Annotated in this window: 18 protein-coding genes; 9 read left to right on the top strand and 9 right to left on the bottom strand. The window is 58.2% G+C overall.

The annotated features are described in order from the left end of the window. Positions 1-30: 30 nt before the first annotated feature. Together GFN93_RS04075 and GFN93_RS04070 are read right to left on the bottom strand one after the other, a co-directional pair. Entirely contained in the window at positions 31-669 is a 639-nt protein-coding gene (locus GFN93_RS04075) for an outer membrane beta-barrel protein (protein ID WP_153499145.1), read from the bottom strand. A gap of 139 nt (positions 670-808) precedes the next feature. Further along, positions 809-2,110 carry an MFS transporter gene (locus GFN93_RS04070; RefSeq protein ID WP_153499143.1) on the bottom strand — a complete coding sequence of 434 codons (1,302 nt, stop codon included), beginning with the start codon at positions 2,108-2,110 and terminating at the stop codon, positions 809-811. 88 nt (positions 2,111-2,198) lie between these two features. Here GFN93_RS04070 and GFN93_RS04065 point away from each other — a divergent pair, with 88 nt between their 5' ends. The 5 genes from GFN93_RS04065 to GFN93_RS04045 all read left to right on the top strand — a co-directional run bounded on the left by GFN93_RS04065 (position 2,199) and on the right by GFN93_RS04045 (position 6,247). Continuing rightward, positions 2,199-2,714 (top strand): hypothetical protein, encoded by a 516-nt coding sequence (locus GFN93_RS04065; protein ID WP_153499141.1) that lies wholly within the window; start codon positions 2,199-2,201, stop codon positions 2,712-2,714. Positions 2,715-2,801: 87 nt separating this feature from the next. Beyond that, the gene (gene metX / locus GFN93_RS04060; protein ID WP_153499139.1) at positions 2,802-3,980 is read left to right on the top strand and encodes a homoserine O-succinyltransferase MetX; all 1,179 of its coding nucleotides are present in this window, start codon (positions 2,802-2,804) and stop codon (positions 3,978-3,980) included. After that, entirely contained in the window at positions 3,973-4,563 is a 591-nt protein-coding gene (gene metW / locus GFN93_RS04055) for a methionine biosynthesis protein MetW (protein ID WP_153499137.1), read from the top strand. The genes metX and metW overlap by 8 nt, the downstream gene beginning before the upstream one ends. Positions 4,564-4,687: 124 nt before the next feature. Continuing rightward, positions 4,688-5,278 carry an RdgB/HAM1 family non-canonical purine NTP pyrophosphatase gene (gene rdgB, locus GFN93_RS04050; RefSeq protein WP_153499135.1) on the top strand — a complete coding sequence of 197 codons (591 nt, stop codon included), beginning with the start codon at positions 4,688-4,690 and terminating at the stop codon, positions 5,276-5,278. Positions 5,279-5,518: 240 nt separating this feature from the next. Further along, positions 5,519-6,247, top strand: a complete 729-nt coding sequence (locus tag GFN93_RS04045) for a hypothetical protein (protein WP_153499133.1) — start codon at positions 5,519-5,521, stop codon at positions 6,245-6,247. Here the strand turns inward: GFN93_RS04045 and GFN93_RS04040 are convergent. After that, a complete protein-coding gene (locus tag GFN93_RS04040) occupies positions 6,238-6,684 on the bottom strand; it encodes a YaiI/YqxD family protein (RefSeq protein ID WP_153499131.1) in 447 nt (148 codons plus the stop codon). The two genes, GFN93_RS04045 and GFN93_RS04040, sit on opposite strands and share 10 nt — an antisense overlap. Positions 6,685-6,815: 131 nt before the next feature. Here GFN93_RS04040 and hemW point away from each other — a divergent pair, with 131 nt between their 5' ends. Together hemW and GFN93_RS04030 are read left to right on the top strand one after the other, a co-directional pair. Continuing rightward, positions 6,816-7,967, top strand: a complete 1,152-nt coding sequence (gene hemW / locus GFN93_RS04035; protein WP_153499129.1) for a radical SAM family heme chaperone HemW — start codon at positions 6,816-6,818, stop codon at positions 7,965-7,967. A gap of 58 nt (positions 7,968-8,025) precedes the next feature. Further along, positions 8,026-8,802, top strand: coding sequence for a TetR/AcrR family transcriptional regulator (locus GFN93_RS04030; RefSeq protein WP_153499127.1), 777 nt, complete (start codon positions 8,026-8,028; stop codon positions 8,800-8,802). A 108-nt stretch (positions 8,803-8,910) separates the two neighbouring features. Here GFN93_RS04030 and GFN93_RS04025 read toward each other — a convergent pair whose 3' ends face one another. Together GFN93_RS04025 and mutM are read right to left on the bottom strand one after the other, a co-directional pair. Then, positions 8,911-9,288: a hypothetical protein gene (locus tag GFN93_RS04025; RefSeq protein ID WP_153499125.1), complete on the bottom strand. Its 378-nt coding sequence runs from the start codon at positions 9,286-9,288 to the stop codon at positions 8,911-8,913. A gap of 137 nt (positions 9,289-9,425) precedes the next feature. Further along, positions 9,426-10,235 carry a bifunctional DNA-formamidopyrimidine glycosylase/DNA-(apurinic or apyrimidinic site) lyase gene (mutM, locus tag GFN93_RS04020; protein ID WP_153499124.1) on the bottom strand — a complete coding sequence of 270 codons (810 nt, stop codon included), beginning with the start codon at positions 10,233-10,235 and terminating at the stop codon, positions 9,426-9,428. 144 nt (positions 10,236-10,379) lie between these two features. Here mutM and GFN93_RS04015 point away from each other — a divergent pair, with 144 nt between their 5' ends. Beyond that, positions 10,380-12,362: a hydantoinase/oxoprolinase family protein gene (locus GFN93_RS04015; RefSeq protein WP_153499122.1), complete on the top strand. Its 1,983-nt coding sequence runs from the start codon at positions 10,380-10,382 to the stop codon at positions 12,360-12,362. 136 nt (positions 12,363-12,498) lie between these two features. Further along, positions 12,499-13,695, top strand: a complete 1,197-nt coding sequence (locus GFN93_RS04010; RefSeq protein WP_407921782.1) for a DesA family fatty acid desaturase — start codon at positions 12,499-12,501, stop codon at positions 13,693-13,695. 139 nt (positions 13,696-13,834) lie between these two features. On the opposite strand, the gene GFN93_RS04005 is transcribed toward GFN93_RS04010, so the two are convergent. Genes GFN93_RS04005 through GFN93_RS03990 form a run of 4 tightly spaced genes read right to left on the bottom strand, consistent with a single transcriptional unit; the run spans position 13,835 to position 16,961 of the window. After that, positions 13,835-14,455: a phosphatase PAP2 family protein gene (locus GFN93_RS04005; protein WP_153499118.1), complete on the bottom strand. Its 621-nt coding sequence runs from the start codon at positions 14,453-14,455 to the stop codon at positions 13,835-13,837. A gap of 12 nt (positions 14,456-14,467) precedes the next feature. Further along, a complete protein-coding gene (locus GFN93_RS04000; protein ID WP_153499116.1) occupies positions 14,468-14,914 on the bottom strand; it encodes a hypothetical protein in 447 nt (148 codons plus the stop codon). A 39-nt stretch (positions 14,915-14,953) separates the two neighbouring features. Then, positions 14,954-16,708: a hypothetical protein gene (locus GFN93_RS03995; RefSeq protein WP_153499114.1), complete on the bottom strand. Its 1,755-nt coding sequence runs from the start codon at positions 16,706-16,708 to the stop codon at positions 14,954-14,956. Continuing rightward, entirely contained in the window at positions 16,683-16,961 is a 279-nt protein-coding gene (locus tag GFN93_RS03990) for a hypothetical protein (RefSeq protein WP_153499112.1), read from the bottom strand. Before GFN93_RS03990 ends, GFN93_RS03995 begins: the two co-directional genes overlap by 26 nt. Between the last annotated feature and the right edge of the window lie 16 nt (positions 16,962-16,977).

The following is a 16,977-nucleotide window of genomic DNA, read 5'->3' as shown; positions in this document are numbered from 1 at the left end:
TTGGAGGCTTCTCAACACCATCGAATGGCTTTACCGGAAGTAACCTTCAAAACCGATGCTCAAGGAGTTATACTCAAGTTCCTCACCATATTCGTCTTCAAAACTATACAGGGAATACCCTGCCACCAACGCGCCCCGGCCCTCGTTCACTAACAATTTTCCCCGCAGGCCATAAAAGAAATCACGACCATCCGTGGACTCTGTTGAACTGAAGAAGGCGTTTCGGGCTGTCACTTTTCCATCCCAATTCTGCAATCCCAACGTGCCGCCCACAAACAGCGTTTCATTGAGAGGCAACAGCAGATCCACTGCCATGTAGACCCCATCGGCTTCCAGGACGTAATCTCCCGTTTTGTTGCCAAAGTAGGTTACGTCACCCGATTGTTCACCAAATTCACGATAACCAAACCGGAAAGAAGAGGCACCACCGAACACGTAACCCAGATAAAGGTCTTTACCGATATCTGCCCCGTCATCATCCACATCAAACCCCGGCCCAATAAAAGCCAGTTCATCCTCAAGCTCCTCGGAAAAATTGCCGGAATCAAAACCCAGCCCTGCCCCGAGCATGAACCCCCCGGACTGAGTGCTCGCAGGAGCACTGGTTTCAGCCCATGCATTCACAGCACAGGTAGCAGCAGCGATCAATGCTGGTAGCAATATCTTCATGTAGCAGTCCCCCTCCATTGGCAAAGCGGTTGAGATTAATACTTCCAGCTAACGGGTAACATGCTTTGCGGCCAGCTTAAGATATTGCTTACAACATCTTGAGAAATTGACCCACAGCAATGGCACGCGCCTCTAGCCCTCAAACTTCCTCCAGCAACATGGCGCTGAGCACGCCAACGGCCCCCATCACGCCCAGGACCAATAGCGCCCAATCATTCCCAAAAGTGGAGACCACGGCACTCAGCCCCCCCACCGCCAACAGCAGCACACCAATCACGGTATTGCTCACCGAGGTGTAATCGGTCCGTTTCGTGCCGCCAGCCATATCCACCAGATAAGTCTTGCGGCCAATACGAATGCCCGCATGAGCAATGGCCAGTACAAAGTAGGCAACAGGAAACAGCCAGTGCAGCCACGATACGGTCGGTCCCCACAAGGCAAAGCCCCCCGCCAGCATGCAGACAAAAGCCGCCAGGCCGCCGCCACGAATCATCACGTTGCGGCTGGAGGTGTCAGCCATGTAGCCCCACACCGTGGCACTGACGGTGCTGGCCAGACTGGACGCCAGGACAAAGCTGCCCAGCAGCAACGGCAGGGAGGATTGGTCCTGGGCCAACAGCACCAGAAACGGTGAAGCCAGCGACGATGACATCAACAGGGCCCGAGTCATGACAAAACGGCGGAAGGGCCTATCGGTTTTCAGCAAGCCAAGGCTGGTCAACGCCTGACGGAAGGCATTGTGCCCTCCTTCGCTGGCCCCCGGCGCCTCGTCCACGGTGAAAAACACCCAGGCCGCCAGCAGCCAGGCCATACCGGCACCGGTCAGAAGTGCCGTGTAAAACGCGCGCGTCGGATCGCCCTCTCCCTGGAAAATAATCAATGACAGGGCAAAGGTAATGGCCCCGGACAGGGTGGCGGACAGGCCGGTCAACCTGCCCCGGCGAGATTTGGGAATGCATTTCCCCTGCACATCCTTCATGGCCACCGAACAAAACCCGCGGCTGATACTAAACAGAATCAACAAGGCGATGATCGCCATGCCGGCCTGCATACCTTCCAGCCACCACACGGCCAGCGCCATACCCAGCACCGCCAGCCCCTGCAAGGCCGACCCCAGCACCCAGAAGCCCTTGCGCACCGGGTGGCGACGCACCAGGGCTCCTATCATCAGCTGCGGAATCAGCGAGCCGGACTCGCGGATCGGCACCAAAAAGCCGGCCAGCCAGGCCGGCGCACCCACCGCAGTGACCAACCAGGCCAGTACCGTCTTGGGGTTAATCAGCAGATCACCGATCTTGGTCAACGCATTGGCGGTGATGATACGAAAGAAATTGCCAGGCACCTCACGGCAGGCCTCTTCACTGATGTCCGTGCAGGTGCGGGCATCCTCATCATTGGCAACTTGTGCGTACAGCTTGTCCAGTAATTCCTGTTTTGCCATGCTTCACCTGATGCTGATCAAGTTTTGATCAATCCTTCACTGATACCCGTCTAGCGTGGATGAACTATTACGAAGGAGGGAATCGCGTATGTACAGGATCTACTATCTCGTCCCCAATCTTCAGCAAGTGCGTAACGCGCTTGGCCGTCTCGATGATGCCGGCTTTGGCGGCGACCGGGTACATGTGATGGCCCGGGACAACGGTGAGCTGGAGCGACTGGGCATTAACAGCACGACCCCATGGGAAGACACTGACTTGATGGCCGACGGTTACAGTGGCGCCACGCGGGGGTTCTTTATTGGCCTGATTGCCGGCTACGCGATAGCGTTTGCTGACCCCTGGGGCATCGATGCACACCTTGGCATCTGGGCACTCACCGCCCTCTTCTTTACCTGCTTCGGCGCCTGGGTGGGAGGTCTGCGCGGCATCTCACACACAAACCACCATCTTGAGCCTTATATCCAGTCGGTCAAGAACGGTAACTATCTGATCCTTGTGGACGTGGATCGCAAGGTGCAGCGCAATCAGGTTCACCGTGCCCTGGATGACTATATCGATATCCGCCAGCACCACGAAGAAGAGAACTATAGCCCGCTGTCATGAGATAACTCTGCGCTTCTCGCCGGTGGCCGATTGCACGGCCACCGGGCGAGCTTTAGACTTTGCGGCAACAGACGCAAGCGAGTCATCATGCCGCAACAAATCCCTGCCGATTCCGTCGGACTGGTAGAGCCGAAAATTCATCGATTCGACACGCCTCTTGAACTGGAGTGCGGAAGAACCCTGCCGTCCTACGAACTGGTATACGAAACCTATGGCACCTTGAATCGTACCGCCACCAATGCGGTGCTGATATGTCATGCCCTGTCCGGCCACCATCACGCTGCTGGCTACAACAGCATGGACGACAAGCGCCCCGGCTGGTGGGATACCTGCATTGGTCCTGGCAAAGTCATCGACACCAACCGCTTCTTTGTGGTCTGTCTGAATAATCTGGGCGGCTGCCACGGCTCCTCTGGCCCGTCCTCCATCAACCCGGAAACCGGACAGCCCTGGGGCCCGGATTTCCCGATGATGACCATCAAGGACTGGGTTAACAGCCAGGCGCGCCTGGCCGATGTGCTGGGCATCCAGCGCTGGGCCGCGGTGATTGGCGGCAGCATGGGCGGCATGCAAGCCTTGCAGTGGTCCATTGATTACCCCGAACGCCTGGGGCACGCCGTGGTGATTGCCGCAGCACCAAAGCTGTCAGCACAGAACATTGCTTTCAACGAAGTGGCCCGCCAGTCGATCCTGACTGACCCTAATTTCCATGGCGGGCGCTACTACCTGCACGACACCTACCCACGGCAGGGCCTGATCCTGGCGCGCATGGTCGGCCATATCACCTACCTCAGTGATGACGCCATGCGCATGAAATTCGGCCGCGACCTGCGTGCGGGCCGCTTCCATTACGGCTTTGATGTGGAGTTTCAGGTGGAATCCTACCTGCGCCATCAAGGCGAGGTATTTTCGCGCAACTTCGACGCCAACACCTATTTGCTGATGACCAAGGCTCTTGACTACTTCGACCCCGCCCGGGAGTTCGGGGACAATCTTGAAACTGCCCTGGCCCAGCCCAGCTGCAAGTTCCTGATCGTGTCCTTCACCTCGGACTGGCGCTTTGCCCCAGAACGCAGCCGCGAAATCGTCGATGGTCTGGTGCATGCGGGCCGAGATGTGAGCTACGCGGAAATTGATACGCCCAAGGGGCATGACGCCTTCCTGCTGGATATCCCGGAGTACACCAAGCTGTTCGGGGCCTACATGCACAGGGTCGCCAACGAAATCGAAAACAGGGCCAACGACGTGGAGGCCAGCCATGCGTGATGACCTGCAACTGATCAGCGACTGGATTCCCCAAGGCGCCACATTGCTCGATCTTGGCTGCGGTGACGGCACCCTGCTGGCCTGGCTCGGTGAGCACAAGCAGACCCGCGGCTACGGACTGGAAATCAACCAGGACAACCTGGCAGCCTGCTTTGAAAAAGGGGTCAACGTTCTGGAGCAGGATCTGGATGGGGGCCTGGGCAACTTTCAGGACCTGCGTTTCGATTACGTGGTGATGACCCAGGCCCTGCAGGCCGTACTCCGCCCGGACCAGATCCTCAACGAAATGGTCCGCGTCGGCCGCGAAGCCATCATTACCTTTCCGAATTTCGGACACTGGTGGGTACGCAGCTATCTGGCCCTGAGAGGTCGTATGCCGGTGTCCTCGACGCTGCCCTACGAGTGGTACAACACCCCGAACATTCACCTGTGTACAGTGCAGGATTTCGAGACTCACTGCCGCAAGAACAACATCCGTATTCTTGAGCGTCAGGTCATCAATCGCCATCATCGCAGTGGGTTCCTGGCCAAATTATGGCCAAACCTGTTCGGGGAAATCGCGATCTACCGGGTAAAAGCTTAACAACAGCTACGAGCTGCGAGCCAAACAATCACACAACGACGCGCCGGGAATTCAGGTTCCCGATGCTCTCTTTCCCCGTAGCTCGAAGCCAGACGCTCGCAGCTAACGACTCAGGAGCCCCCCCATGGAAAAGCTGGTCCTCGCCTCCGGCAACAAGAAAAAACTCGCTGAGCTGCAGAACCTGCTTGCGCCCCTGAATATTGACGTGGTGGCACAGAGCGAGTTTGAGGTACCGGAAGCCGATGAAACCGGCACAACCTTCGTCGAGAACGCCATCATCAAGGCCCGTAACGCCTGCAAGTACACCGGGCTGCCCGCCATCGCCGATGACTCCGGTATACAGGTCGCAGCCCTGCGTGGCGCTCCGGGCGTCTTCTCCGCCCGCTTTGCGGGCGTGGGAGCCACCGACGAGAAGAACAACAAGTTGCTGGTGGAATTGCTCTCCGACATGCCGGAAGTAAACCGTGATGCGCGTTATGTGGCTGTTCTGGTACTGATGACACACGAAGACGACGCCACCCCGATCATTTGTCAGGGCACCTGGGACGGAGAGATCGTTCTCGAGCCCCAGGGAGATCAGGGCTTCGGCTACGATCCGCACTTCTTCGTTCCGGAGAAAGGCTGTACCGCCGCACAACTTCCCGCCCAGGAAAAAAACGCCATCAGCCATCGCGGCAAGGCCATGGAAAAATTATTGGCACAGCTGAGCAGCTAAACCGTCAAGGCTGCCCGCTCGGCCCTCGCTACCACCATTTTTCCTGTTTTGAATGTATGAGGCCGCTTCCACAACCGTGGCGCGGCCTCAATGCTTCCAGATCACACGACGCATCTCCGCGCCGCTATTAATCATTAACTATTCACTGTTCATTATTTCCACCGGTTACCCTTCTTCACTTTTACCTGCCACGCCGTCTGTTATCGTCATATGTCATGATGACCACACAAGGATTCGTGCGTGTCCCTTAAACGTCCCCCCAAACGTCAGTGCCTCAAACGTCCCTCATCCCAGTTTCCCAAACTGCTCAGCCTTCTCCTGTGCTTCCCCTTTCCCGCGCTAGCCGCTGGCCTGCAGGGCAATGTGCATACACAGTGGCACAGCCGCTATATTTCTGAAGGGCGTGACAACCTTGATGGCGCATCCTTTTACACCGCCAGTCTGGATCTGTCGGTAACCGACCTGAGCACAGGGGTGTGGCAGGGTTGGGAAGAGTCGGGACCTTATCGGGAGAACAATCTGTATGTGGAGTACGCCCCTCTGATGGGGGACTGGGAACCCTATGTGAATCTCACCTACCTGCAGTTTCATCCTGACGACCCGGACGATCTGGAAGCCGGTGTTGGCGTTTCACGTCAATTGACGCGTATCTTCAGCGTGGCGCTGGATGGCACCTGGAGCAAACAGGCTGAAGGCAGTTTCTACGGATTATCGCTGTTCGCCGAAAAAGACCTGACTGACACCCTCAACACCACCCTGCGCCTGACACAGACCTACGATCACGGCTATGCCAGTGAGGCTTACAACGGATTGAATAATAGCGAAGCCGGCATCCGCTTCAGCTGGAACAGACTGAAACCGGTGATGCTGCATGCCGGCTGGCAGTACAGCTGGGCTGGAGAAGATGTGCGTCGAAGCGGCGGAGCGGATGAACACTGGGGCGAGATCGGGCTCATGGCCTATTTCTGACGCGCGAGCCACCGATCCAGCGCATTGGCAAAACGTCCTTTATCCTGCGCCGTAAAGGTCTTTGGCCCACCGGTCTCCATGCCGGCCGAGCGCATCTCTTCCATGAAATCTCGCATGTTCAGCCTTTCGCGGACGGTATCCTTGTCCAGCCAGTGCCCTCGCGGTGTTACCGCTTCACAGCCCTTGGCCACCACTTCCGCTGCCAGAGGAATATCCTGGGTGACCACCAGATCGCCCGGCGCACAGCGCTGGACAATTTCATTGTCGGCCACATCAAATCCCTGTCCCACCTGTATAGACCGGATCAGCTCCGAGCGCGGCACCGCAATGGGCTGATTGGCCACCAGCGTGCAGGGCACCTGCACCCGCTGCGCCGCTTTGAACAAGACTTCCTTTACCGGCCGAGGGCAGGCATCGGCATCAACCCAAATATGCATAGAAGACGATGAACAGTTAACAGTGAATAGTGAACAGCGAAGGCAAAACACACACTTCGTCCGGGCGGTTTGCTACCATACCGCAAGCCGGTGAATTTAGCTGTTCACTGTTAACTATTCACTGTTAACTGATGCCCATGCCCCCCCTCTCCCTCTACATTCATACCCCCTGGTGCGTGCGCAAGTGTCCGTATTGCGATTTCAATTCCCATGAACGTAGGGAGTTACCCGAGCAAGCGTACCTGGCAGCATTATTGCTGGACCTGGAAAGGGATATTGCCATCACCGGCGAGCGACCCGTGGAGACCGTTTTCATTGGCGGGGGTACGCCAAGCCTGATGTCCGCTGATTTCTACCGGCAACTCTTTGACGGTATTCGCGCACGCCTGCCGCTGGCGGCCAACGCGGAGATCACCCTGGAAGCCAACCCGGGTACCACTGAAGCCGCACGCTTCGAGGGTTTCAGGGCAGCCGGCATCAACCGCCTTTCCATCGGCGTGCAGAGCTTCAATGATGCCCACTTGCAGGCACTCGGCCGCATCCATGACGCCCAGGCGGCCATCACTGCCGCCGGCCAGGCACGGGCGGCCGGTTTTGACAATCTCAACCTGGACATCATGCATGCGCTGCCAGGACAAAGCCTTGAACAGGCCATGGAAGATCTGGAACAGGCCATTGCGCTCAAGCCTGCTCACTTGAGCTGGTACGAGCTGACCATTGAGCCCAACACCGTATTCTACCGCTCACCACCGACGCAACCCGACAGCGACAGCATGGCCGACACCGAACAGGCGGGGTTCAGCCTGCTGGCCAAAGCAGGGTTTGCGCGTTATGAGATTTCCGCCTTTTCCCAACCCGGCAAAAGCTGCCGGCACAACGTCAATTACTGGCAATTCGGAGATTACCTGGGCATCGGTGCCGGGGCCCATAGTAAACTCTCCACCCTTGACGAAAACGGCAATCTGGTCATTACCCGATACCAGAAAACCCGCAAGCCTGAGGATTATCTGGCGACACCCGGAAATGTTCGCCGAAACCCGCAACGTGTTGAGGGCAACGACCGGATTTTCGAGGCGCTGTTAAACGGGCTAAGACTAGTCGATGGCATCTCGTTACAAACCCTGGACCGAACTACCGGCATCAATCCGGCACAATGGATACCGCTGCTGAACACCCTGCAGCAGCAGGGCCTAATGACATTCGACGATGAACGGCTTCAGTGTACGCCGAACGGCTTACAGCATCTCAATAGTGTGCTGGAAACCCTGGCCGAGACATTGTAAAACGGAGACATAAGGCTCACCCTTGCAACCAGACGAATCAGGGATAGAAGAAACACACATGATCAAGACACGTAGCGGCCGGGAACAGGCCCTCGCTGAGCGGGAAAAACTTTTTATCGAAGCCACCCGACAGCAACTCTGCAATGAAGGGCTTCTCGGAATTCAAATGGCAGCTATCGCCCGCAGCTGCAATTTCGCCACCGGCACCCTCTACCACCACTTCGCGTCCAAAGAAGATCTTCTCATCGCTGTCTGCACCGAACTGACCGGCACTCGCCAGGAATATTTTCGGCGTGTTGCAGAATCCGATCTGAGCACCCGCGAAAAAATGCTCGGTTTTGCCGTCGCCTACACCCTTTTCGCACAGCACCACCCCGAGCATTTCCGTCTGGAGCAATATGTCATGACGGAAGTGGTCTGGCTGGCCTCCTCCACCCATCGCCGGGAACAGCAGATGGAAGCCAACATGCCCATTGGCCGCATGGTCGAGAGCGTGGTGGTGGATGCCATCAACAAAGGCGAACTGGAAAGCCACGGCAAAGCACCGCTGACATTCAGCTCCGGCCAGTGGGCCATGAGCATGGGCATGCATACCCTGATCAATGCCGAAGGGGTGCTGGACATGTATGCACTCAACGAACCTTACCGCCTGCTGCTGCGCCACATTGAGTTGCTGCTGAATGCCATGAACTGGCAACCGGTAGTCAGCAACCCATTCGATGATGATGCCCTGGATGCCAAGGTCAAAATGCTTTGCGATACCCTGTTTGGCGATCTCTGCAGCGATCACAACTGCATCAAGATGAGCAAGTCTGCCGCTGCCGCAAACGGCTGATACAGAAAGCGTCTCCATGATCCGGGCTGATGAAAACGACAGCACCAAAAAAGGCCATCCTGCGGTGCAGGATGGCCTTTTTCATGAAGCGAAGGAAGCGGGCCCGGATTACTCCGTAGCGGCTACAGCTTCTTCCTCAGAAGCTTTGGTCGCCTTCTCGGCTTTCAAACTTTCATGCTGGGCAGGAGTGCAACCAAGACAACGGATAAACGTGCTCTTACCCGGATTCATTACCAGCACCTGCCCCGCTTCACCGATATTGCCACCCAGCAGGCTGAACGGCGAAGTGACCAGCCACAGACCGGCCCCTACAATGGTTGATGCCAGCAGCACCGGACGCGCGATCAGCGAATCAGCGATCATCGCGATTTCCCCCGGACGATCCTGTGCTGGAGAGCCCGCAGAAGCCTGCAGCGGCGCCATTGCGGTCAGCATCAGGGTGGAGGCGAGAACAGATGCCAGTACCGGGCGCTTTGCTCGCTTCATGGTCAGTCCCTCTTGAAGTTCTTATAGTTAAAGTAACGCTGACATTCTTTCAGCTAAGTCGTTAATATTCCGACAATTACATCACAATCTACACCTTTGCCGTCAACCCGGCAATACGCAAATCGCTCAATCCCTGATCAGCGCTGGCATTGCGGGCAATAGCTGGTACTGCGCTGGCCGTGCCGATCCGCCTTAAGCAAGGCCTTGCACTTCAGGCAAGGCTCGCCGGCTCTCCCATAGACGTTCAGGGACTGGGCAAAATAACCCGGCTGCCCATCCGCCTTGGTGAAGTCCTTGAGGGTGGTGCCGCCCGCCTCGATGGCCTTCGCCAACACGGCCTTGATCGCCTCGGCAAATTGCTGATACCGGGCTCGGGAAATCTTTCCTGCCGCACGGGAAGGGTGGATCCCCGCCAGGAACAGGCTCTCCTGAGCGTAGATATTGCCCACCCCCACCACCGTGGCGTTATCCATGATGAAGCTCTTTACTGCCACCTTGCGGCCCCTTGAGCGCTCAAACAGCCAGTCACCATTGAAGGCGTCACTGAGCGGCTCCGGACCCAGTTTCGCCAGCAGCTCATGGGGCTCAGAGCCCGGCTGGAACAGCACCGAGCCAAACCGGCGAGGGTCGTTGAAGCGCAGCACCTTGCCACTCCCCAGGCGCAGATCCACATGGTCATGCTTGCGAAGCGGCACGCTCTCATCGACCACCCGCAAGGTGCCAGACATGCCCAGATGAATCAGCAGCTCTCCCCCCTCCAGTTCGATCAGCAGATACTTGGCGCGCCGGCGCAGGCCCAGCACCTGACGGTCTCGCATGGTCAACAGCGCTTCACTCACCGGCCAGCGCAAGCGCCGCTCACGCACGACCACATCGCGCAGCACCTGCCCCTCAAGATAGGGACGAATACCACGCAAGGTGGTTTCTACTTCGGGTAATTCGGGCATGGGAAAAAGCAGTGAACAGTTAATAGTTAACAGTGAATAGTTAAAATCCACTCGCTTCCGGTATGGTAGCACCAGCGGGCACCGACGTTGCCCCCCTGTTTTCGCTGTTCACTATTCACTGTTAACTGTTAACTGTTCACTGATATGCCTCTCACTTACTGGCTCGGCGTCGATACCGGCGGCACCTTTACGGATTTCGTTCTGCTTGGCGACGGGGAACCCCGCATTCACAAGGTGCTGTCGACCCCGGCAGCCCCTGAACAAGCCATACTGCAAGGAATTCGGGAACTGGGTCTGGCAGCCGCCATGTCAGCGGGCCAGCTGTCCATTGTCCATGGCACCACCGTGGCCACTAATGCGGCCCTGGAAAACAAGGGCGCCCGCACGGTGTTTGTCACCAATAGCGGCATTGAAGACATTCTCCGTATTGGCAGGCAGAACCGGCCCGAGTTGTACAACTTGACCCCAGCTCCCCACAAAAGCGCCCTGACCGACCTTCCTTGTGAAGGCGCACCGTGCCGACTGGATGCCGCCGGCGACGAAATCCAGTCGCTGAGTGATGAGGCACTGGCGGAGCTGGTTCTCCGGGTCAAAGCCCATGGGGCAGAATCCGTGGCGGTATGCCTGCTGTTTGCCTACCTCAATGGGCACCAGGAGCGGCGCATCGCCGATGCCCTCACGCGGGAAGGACTGGAGGTCAGCACCTCCCACAACATTATCCCGACCCGTGGCGAATACGAACGCGGCATGGCCACCTGGTTGAATGCCTGGCTGTCGCCCAGAGTAGCGGCCTATCTGCAGCGCCTTGAACAGGCTACCGACCCCGCACCGCTGGCCATCATGCAGTCCCATGGCGGCACCATTGCAGCGCAGCAGGCACGGCAGCTGGCCGTCAATCTTTTGCTCTCCGGCCCTGCCGGCGGACTGGCTGCCGCTCAACGGCTTGGGGAACAGCTCGACCAGCGCCAGCTGATGACCTTCGACATGGGTGGCACCTCCACCGATGTGGCCTTGCTGGACGGCGAAATCCGTCTGACCCAGCAAGGCCGTATCGGCCCTTACCCGGTGGCCGTTCCCATGGTCGACATGCATACCATCGGCGCCGGCGGCGGCTCACTGGCGTACGTGGACGAAGCCGGCTTGCTGCATGTCGGGCCGCAATCTGCCGGCGCTGACCCTGGCCCTGCCTGTTATGGCCGAGGCGGACAGCAGGTCACGGTCACGGACGCCAATGTGGTGCTGGGCAGGCTACAGCCCGATTTCGCCCTGGGTGGCTCGCTCGAGCTTGATGTCCACGCCGCCGAGCAGGCCATGGGCATACTCGGCCAGCAACTCGGCATGGATGCCCAGGCTGCCGCCGAAGGGGTGCTGGCGCTGGCCAACGAGCACATGACCCAGGCACTGCGGGTGATCTCTATCCAGAAAGGCCATGACCCGCAGGATTTTGCCTTGATGAGCTTCGGCGGCGCCGGAGGCCTGCACGTTTGCGCCCTGGCCGACAACCTGGGGATGCACCGGGCCATTGTCCCGCAACGGGCCGGCGTGTTGTCCGCCGAAGGGCTGGTCTATGCGCCCCGTAAGCGAGAGCTGCTAAAGGCCTTGCCCGATGGCCTTGACGGCGACGCCTGCCGAAACGAGATTCAGGCCTTGCAGCAACAGGGTCAGCGGGAGCTGGCTGCAGAAGGCGTCGCCAGCGACCAGATCCGCTATCAGGTCTATCTGGACATGTGCTACCGGGGCCAGTCATCGGTACTGCAAATTCCCTGGCAGGATAACCCTGGCGAACGCGAACAGGCCTTTCACCGAGCCCATGAACAGCGCTTTGGTCATCGCCTGGGCTTGCCCGTACAGCAGGTCAACCTGCGAGTGCAGTGCCTCGCCGAACAACACCCTCCCGCCACTCCGGCACAGCCCCTGACCCAAGGCCAGGCGCTACGCAGCACCCGACTGCCGGGCGTTGACGAGGATGTAAGCATTTACCAACGCGAAGACCTTGGAAACGGTCAATGTCTTTGGGGGCCCGCCTTGATTGCTGAGGCGGTAGGGACCACCTGGCTGGCCCCGGGCTGGAAAGCGCAGGTTGATTCCCGAGGCCACCTCCTGCTGGAGAAGGATAAACACCGGTAAGCCGCTGCGACTGCCCTTCATCCTTTTAAGACGTCCGTCCGGTCGATAAGGGCCGCGAAAGTCCGAATTTGACCCACCCGACACCTTCTTACTGTCACCTGGACTGGGCACAATAGACTCTCCGAATTCTATGTGTATGAACCCGATGCTTGATTTTATTGAACACGGCCTGCTGGCCCCGAGTCTGGGTGCGCTGGTGCTGATTACCCTGGCCATGACCCACGCCACCATCGTGAGTGTGACCGTCTACCTGCACCGCTATTCCGCCCACCGGGCCCTGGAACTGAGCCCGATCCTGAAACACTTCTTCCGTCTCTGGCTGTGGTTGAGCACTGGCCAGAACACCCTGGAGTGGACCGCCATCCACCGCAAGCACCACGCCAAGTGCGAAACCGAAGACGATCCCCACAGCCCCCAGGTGAAGGGTATCAAAAAGGTATTGCGTGAAGGTGCCGAGCTGTATCGCGAGGAAGCCGATAACAAGGAAACCCTGCAGAAGTACGGCGCAGGCTGCCCGGACGACTGGCTGGAGCGTAATGTCTACTCCCGCTTCCCCATGGGTGGCGTGACAATTATGGCCGTGATTGATCTGATGTTGTTTGGCGTTTACGGCATCACTATCTGGGCCATCCAGATGATGTGGATCCCGGTCTTCGCAGCCGGCGTGATCAACGGTATTGGCCACTACTGGGGTTACCGCAACTTCGAATGCGCTGACGCCAGCCGCAACATTTCCCCATGGGGCATCCTGATTGGCGGTGAAGAGCTGCACAATAACCACCATACCTACCCGAACTCTGCCAAGCTGTCCGTACGCCGTTTCGAATTTGATGCCGGCTGGGCCTGGATTCGCCTGTTCGAAACGGTTGGCCTGGCCAAGGTGCGCAAGGTCGCGCCCAAACCCGTCATCGACAGCAATGCCAAGGGTATCGATCTGGAGGCCCTGCGTGGTGTCATGCAGCATCGTTTCCAGGTCATGGCCAACTACCGCAAGACCGTCATCGTGCCGGTATTCAAACAGGAACAGGAACGCGCCTGCGAAGCCACCCGAGATCTTTATGCCCGCGCCAAGGCGTTGTTCCACAAGGATCTGTCACTGATCAAGCCCACCCAACAGGAGCGCCTGGTCAGCCTGACCCAGAGCAACGAAACCCTCGACGCCATCTACCAGTTCCGTCTGCGCCTGCAGGACATCTGGTCGCAGACCAGCCGCAATTCAGCCGAAATGGTTGAGGCACTGGAGCAGTGGTATCACGATGCCCGCGAATCTGGCATCGCCGCCCTGCAGGACTTTGCTGACCAGCTGGCTCGCTATCGCCACGCAGCTGCGTAAGTCCCCATGGCAAACAAGAACGGCCGCTGATGCGGCCGTTTTTTGTTCTTGAGTTTGCCCCGCCTGACGGAAGCAGGGTCGAGCAAGCTTTCCGCAACGCGCTCATTCCTCTAGGAAGAGGCAAGAAGTTGCGATGCAACTAATCCCGACATAGCTCCGGCGCATCCCGGGCCTCTCCCGCCGCCGCCGCCCAGCTCACCAACCACCAGATCAAGGTGGTTGTCAGGATGGCAACATAACCATCCACGGCGTAATGCCAACCGAGGTGCACAGAGCCAACCAGAATAAAGCTCACAAAGATCCGGCCCAGCCATTTCATCCAGGCAACCTCTTTCCGCACCAGCAAAAATATCAACCAGGCTACAGATACATGCATACTCGGCATGGCAGATATCCCTGCGCCTATTCCCATCGCATTGCTTTCATACAACCCCCAAAGAGCATCCTGCGTCGGTAATGCCCACACCGGAAAAGACTGGTTAACCTCATTCAGGTATGCCATCAAACCAGCGAAGGGGTTCGGCTCGCCCGGGAGTAACCGATCAAGAAAACAAGGACCTGCTGAAGAAAACAACGCGGCAAGCAAGGATCCATTCACTGCCCAGATCAACACAAAACAAAGCAGAAAAACCCGCCGCCTCACCTCATTCGCGGCATCCAGCATCTGCCAGAAAAGCACCAGAAACATGATGAAAAACCAGAAGTTGTAGACCACATTGATCAACCACGTCAGCACCGGGTAGCCCAATAGAGGTTGCAACCACTCCCACGGCTACTTGCCACCGTGCAACCACTGTTCCACAGCGATGAAACTGTTATCCCAGACGAACGCCTGAAACGCAGGAATCAATGTTTTGAAAGATGACGCAGCAGAAAAAAACAACGAGAAAAAAGCCAGCAATGGCAATGATCGAAAAAAAGCCTTACTGGCAAGCAGCTGGCAAATCCCCGCAAACACCCTGGTAATCGGCGAGGCAGGTTTTTCTATCAACATCACATAGGCAGAAAAAACCACAAAACCACTGCCACCCATGACCATCACAACCATGACTGTTGTGACGGGATAGACCAATACAGAGAATCGATCGCCAACACCCGCGACTTCCGCCGCGATTCCGGCGATGGCAATATAGAGCAGAATAGTCAGGTAGATGACCATATCCTTGCGGACGATCTCCCAGCCCAACTTGGCCCATTGTTCTAACCGGCCACGTTCCATCGTAAATCCATTTACCCTGATTTTGGTCAGGCTCAGATTTTAATTCCCCGCCGCCAGCACCGGCACATTCTCAATCACCTGGCTGCTGCCCTGGGTCGCGTTGGAAAGAGTGACCTTCACACCGCCAAGCCCGACACCCATTGCGTCCAGCAACGGATTGATAAGCGTCGCTGCGAGACCTTCGACCACCTCGCCTAAAACGCTCTCGAGCAGATTCACCAAAGGCGTCAGAAGGACACCAAGCGGCAAACCTCCGCCCAAAGCTACCGTATTGCTCAAATCCACATCCAGATCGAGTCCACCGACCCCATCCCCGGTGTCTGAGTATTCATTGCTGCTGCACCCGGCGACGCTGTCACAATACAGCGGGTAATCATCACTGATCACCACATTACGCTCAGTAACGCCTGGCACCTCACCACTGACCATCACTTCCCCCTCCAGTACAGGCACCGGCAACAGGGCGCCGCTCAACACTGTCAGGGAAACCGCTTGCGGGACGATCTGACCATCATCCGGATCAATAGCGCCGGAGCCCAATCGCGCAACACTGCGCTCCAGATCCAGAATCACTGCCACATCATTTCGGGTACCCGTGGCGCAACGGGCGCCTACAAAGGCTCCTTCAGCGCCTCCGGCATTGACCGCCAGAGGCAGTGTCAGGGTAGCGGCATCCACCAGCCCAAGCGAAAGCAGTTCTATCTGTGCCGTAACCAGAAGGCTGACATCCGGGGAATAAAAGCGGGTTCGCCAGTTACCCTCGCTGTCCTGACGGGCAGGCCCGGAAACCACTTTCGGTGGCTCTCCTACATGCAGGTCCACGTCGGCCACCACGTTGGCAAGACCGGTGTTGAGATCCAGGTCCAGCGGCACATCCAGGAAACCGCCCATGCCGTCCTGTTGGGTTTCGGCCACATTCAGGACCAGGCTGATGAGCATGTCGTAGAGAGGAAACTCGCTATCCGCAGGCACCTGGGTACCTTCCACCACCTCCAGCACCTCACTGACCTGCACCGTGCTGATACCATTGGCGGCCAGCAGATCATCCAGCACCTGTCCCACGGGTGACGCCACACCCGCTACATCACGCAACCCGGCGGCCAGTTCCTGGCCATCCAGCGTCAACAGTTCCGCCACATCCGCTACCCCCAGTTGTGTGAGCAACTCACCCAACTCCACCGTGGTATTACGCAGGCTATCGAGATCGGTGGGATCCAGCACGTAACCCGGGTCACCCAGCACCGCGCCGAGCAGCGCGCCCACCACCCCGGCATCTACGCTGGCCGTACTGCCTGCGGCACTGAGTGTGGCAGTCACTTCCTTACGGGCGGCGGCATTGACGGTGATATCAAGGGTGCCGAATACCGACTCCGGCAACAGCAGGGAAATGGGTTCACTGCGAGTATAAGAGACCAGCACCGCATTGCTTTCTTCGATGAAACTGACCGGGCGGAAAGCGAGCACGTTATCCCCTGCCGGGGCTTCGATCACACCGGTCTGCACCACCAGCGCGTCCTCCTCACCACCGTAACCCTGCGCCAGGGCCGCAGTGAGTGCACGCTGGCGAATCAATGTGGTGGAGGGTGCCAGCCCGCCACAACTCTGCGTGGCTGAGGCCCCGGCCTGCGCCGCCACATTGACCTGGGCCTGCATGTCACCCCTCAGGCTATACAAGCGCGCCCCGTCCAGCGCCATCACGGACAGGATAATCACGACCAGCATCAGCAGGGGGGTAATGATGGTCAGCGCCCCCCGCTGGCGGAAGGGGCTAGTTATCGTCCCGGGTCTGCTCACCGAAGGTTTCCGGGATCGCCGTGCGGAAAGAGTCAGCCAGACGACGCTGGCTATCCACATACAGGGGGGCCGGCAGCTCACTCTCGTCCGGAGACTGCGCCGTGCGCTGCTGGCCAAGCAGCCACTCTGTGTCCGTGCCCGGCGGCTTGCTGACCACCTGATCAGACACCCCGAAGCGATACTGCGCGGCCGGCTCCGCCGCCAATGCCACTACTGGCAGTGACAGGCCAATCAAAATCCATCGTGCGCTCATGGCACTCTCCCAATGG

The organism is Alcanivorax sediminis (assembly GCF_009601165.1).
GTDB classification, from domain to species: Bacteria; Pseudomonadota; Gammaproteobacteria; order Pseudomonadales; family Alcanivoracaceae; genus Alcanivorax; species Alcanivorax sediminis.
This window is presented reverse-complemented; position numbering and strand designations above follow the sequence as displayed.

Excerpts from the sequence above, each read along its gene's own strand:
- GFN93_RS04075 (WP_153499145.1), bottom strand. The coding sequence starts at position 669 with ATGAAGATATTGCTACCAGCATTGATCGCTGCTGCTACCTGTGCTGTG.
- GFN93_RS04070 (WP_153499143.1), bottom strand. The coding sequence starts at position 2,110 with ATGGCAAAACAGGAATTACTGGACAAGCTGTACGCACAAGTTGCCAAT.
- GFN93_RS04065 (WP_153499141.1), top strand. The coding sequence starts at position 2,199 with ATGTACAGGATCTACTATCTCGTCCCCAATCTTCAGCAAGTGCGTAAC.
- metX (WP_153499139.1), top strand. The coding sequence starts at position 2,802 with ATGCCGCAACAAATCCCTGCCGATTCCGTCGGACTGGTAGAGCCGAAA.
- metW (WP_153499137.1), top strand. The coding sequence starts at position 3,973 with ATGCGTGATGACCTGCAACTGATCAGCGACTGGATTCCCCAAGGCGCC.
- rdgB (WP_153499135.1), top strand. The coding sequence starts at position 4,688 with ATGGAAAAGCTGGTCCTCGCCTCCGGCAACAAGAAAAAACTCGCTGAG.
- GFN93_RS04040 (WP_153499131.1), bottom strand. The coding sequence starts at position 6,684 with ATGCATATTTGGGTTGATGCCGATGCCTGCCCTCGGCCGGTAAAGGAA.
- hemW (WP_153499129.1), top strand. The coding sequence starts at position 6,816 with ATGCCCATGCCCCCCCTCTCCCTCTACATTCATACCCCCTGGTGCGTG.
- GFN93_RS04030 (WP_153499127.1), top strand. The coding sequence starts at position 8,026 with ATGATCAAGACACGTAGCGGCCGGGAACAGGCCCTCGCTGAGCGGGAA.
- GFN93_RS04025 (WP_153499125.1), bottom strand. The coding sequence starts at position 9,288 with ATGAAGCGAGCAAAGCGCCCGGTACTGGCATCTGTTCTCGCCTCCACC.
- mutM (WP_153499124.1), bottom strand. The coding sequence starts at position 10,235 with ATGCCCGAATTACCCGAAGTAGAAACCACCTTGCGTGGTATTCGTCCC.
- GFN93_RS04015 (WP_153499122.1), top strand. The coding sequence starts at position 10,380 with ATGCCTCTCACTTACTGGCTCGGCGTCGATACCGGCGGCACCTTTACG.
- GFN93_RS04010 (WP_407921782.1), top strand. The coding sequence starts at position 12,499 with ATGAACCCGATGCTTGATTTTATTGAACACGGCCTGCTGGCCCCGAGT.
- GFN93_RS04000 (WP_153499116.1), bottom strand. The coding sequence starts at position 14,914 with ATGGAACGTGGCCGGTTAGAACAATGGGCCAAGTTGGGCTGGGAGATC.
- GFN93_RS03990 (WP_153499112.1), bottom strand. The coding sequence starts at position 16,961 with ATGAGCGCACGATGGATTTTGATTGGCCTGTCACTGCCAGTAGTGGCA.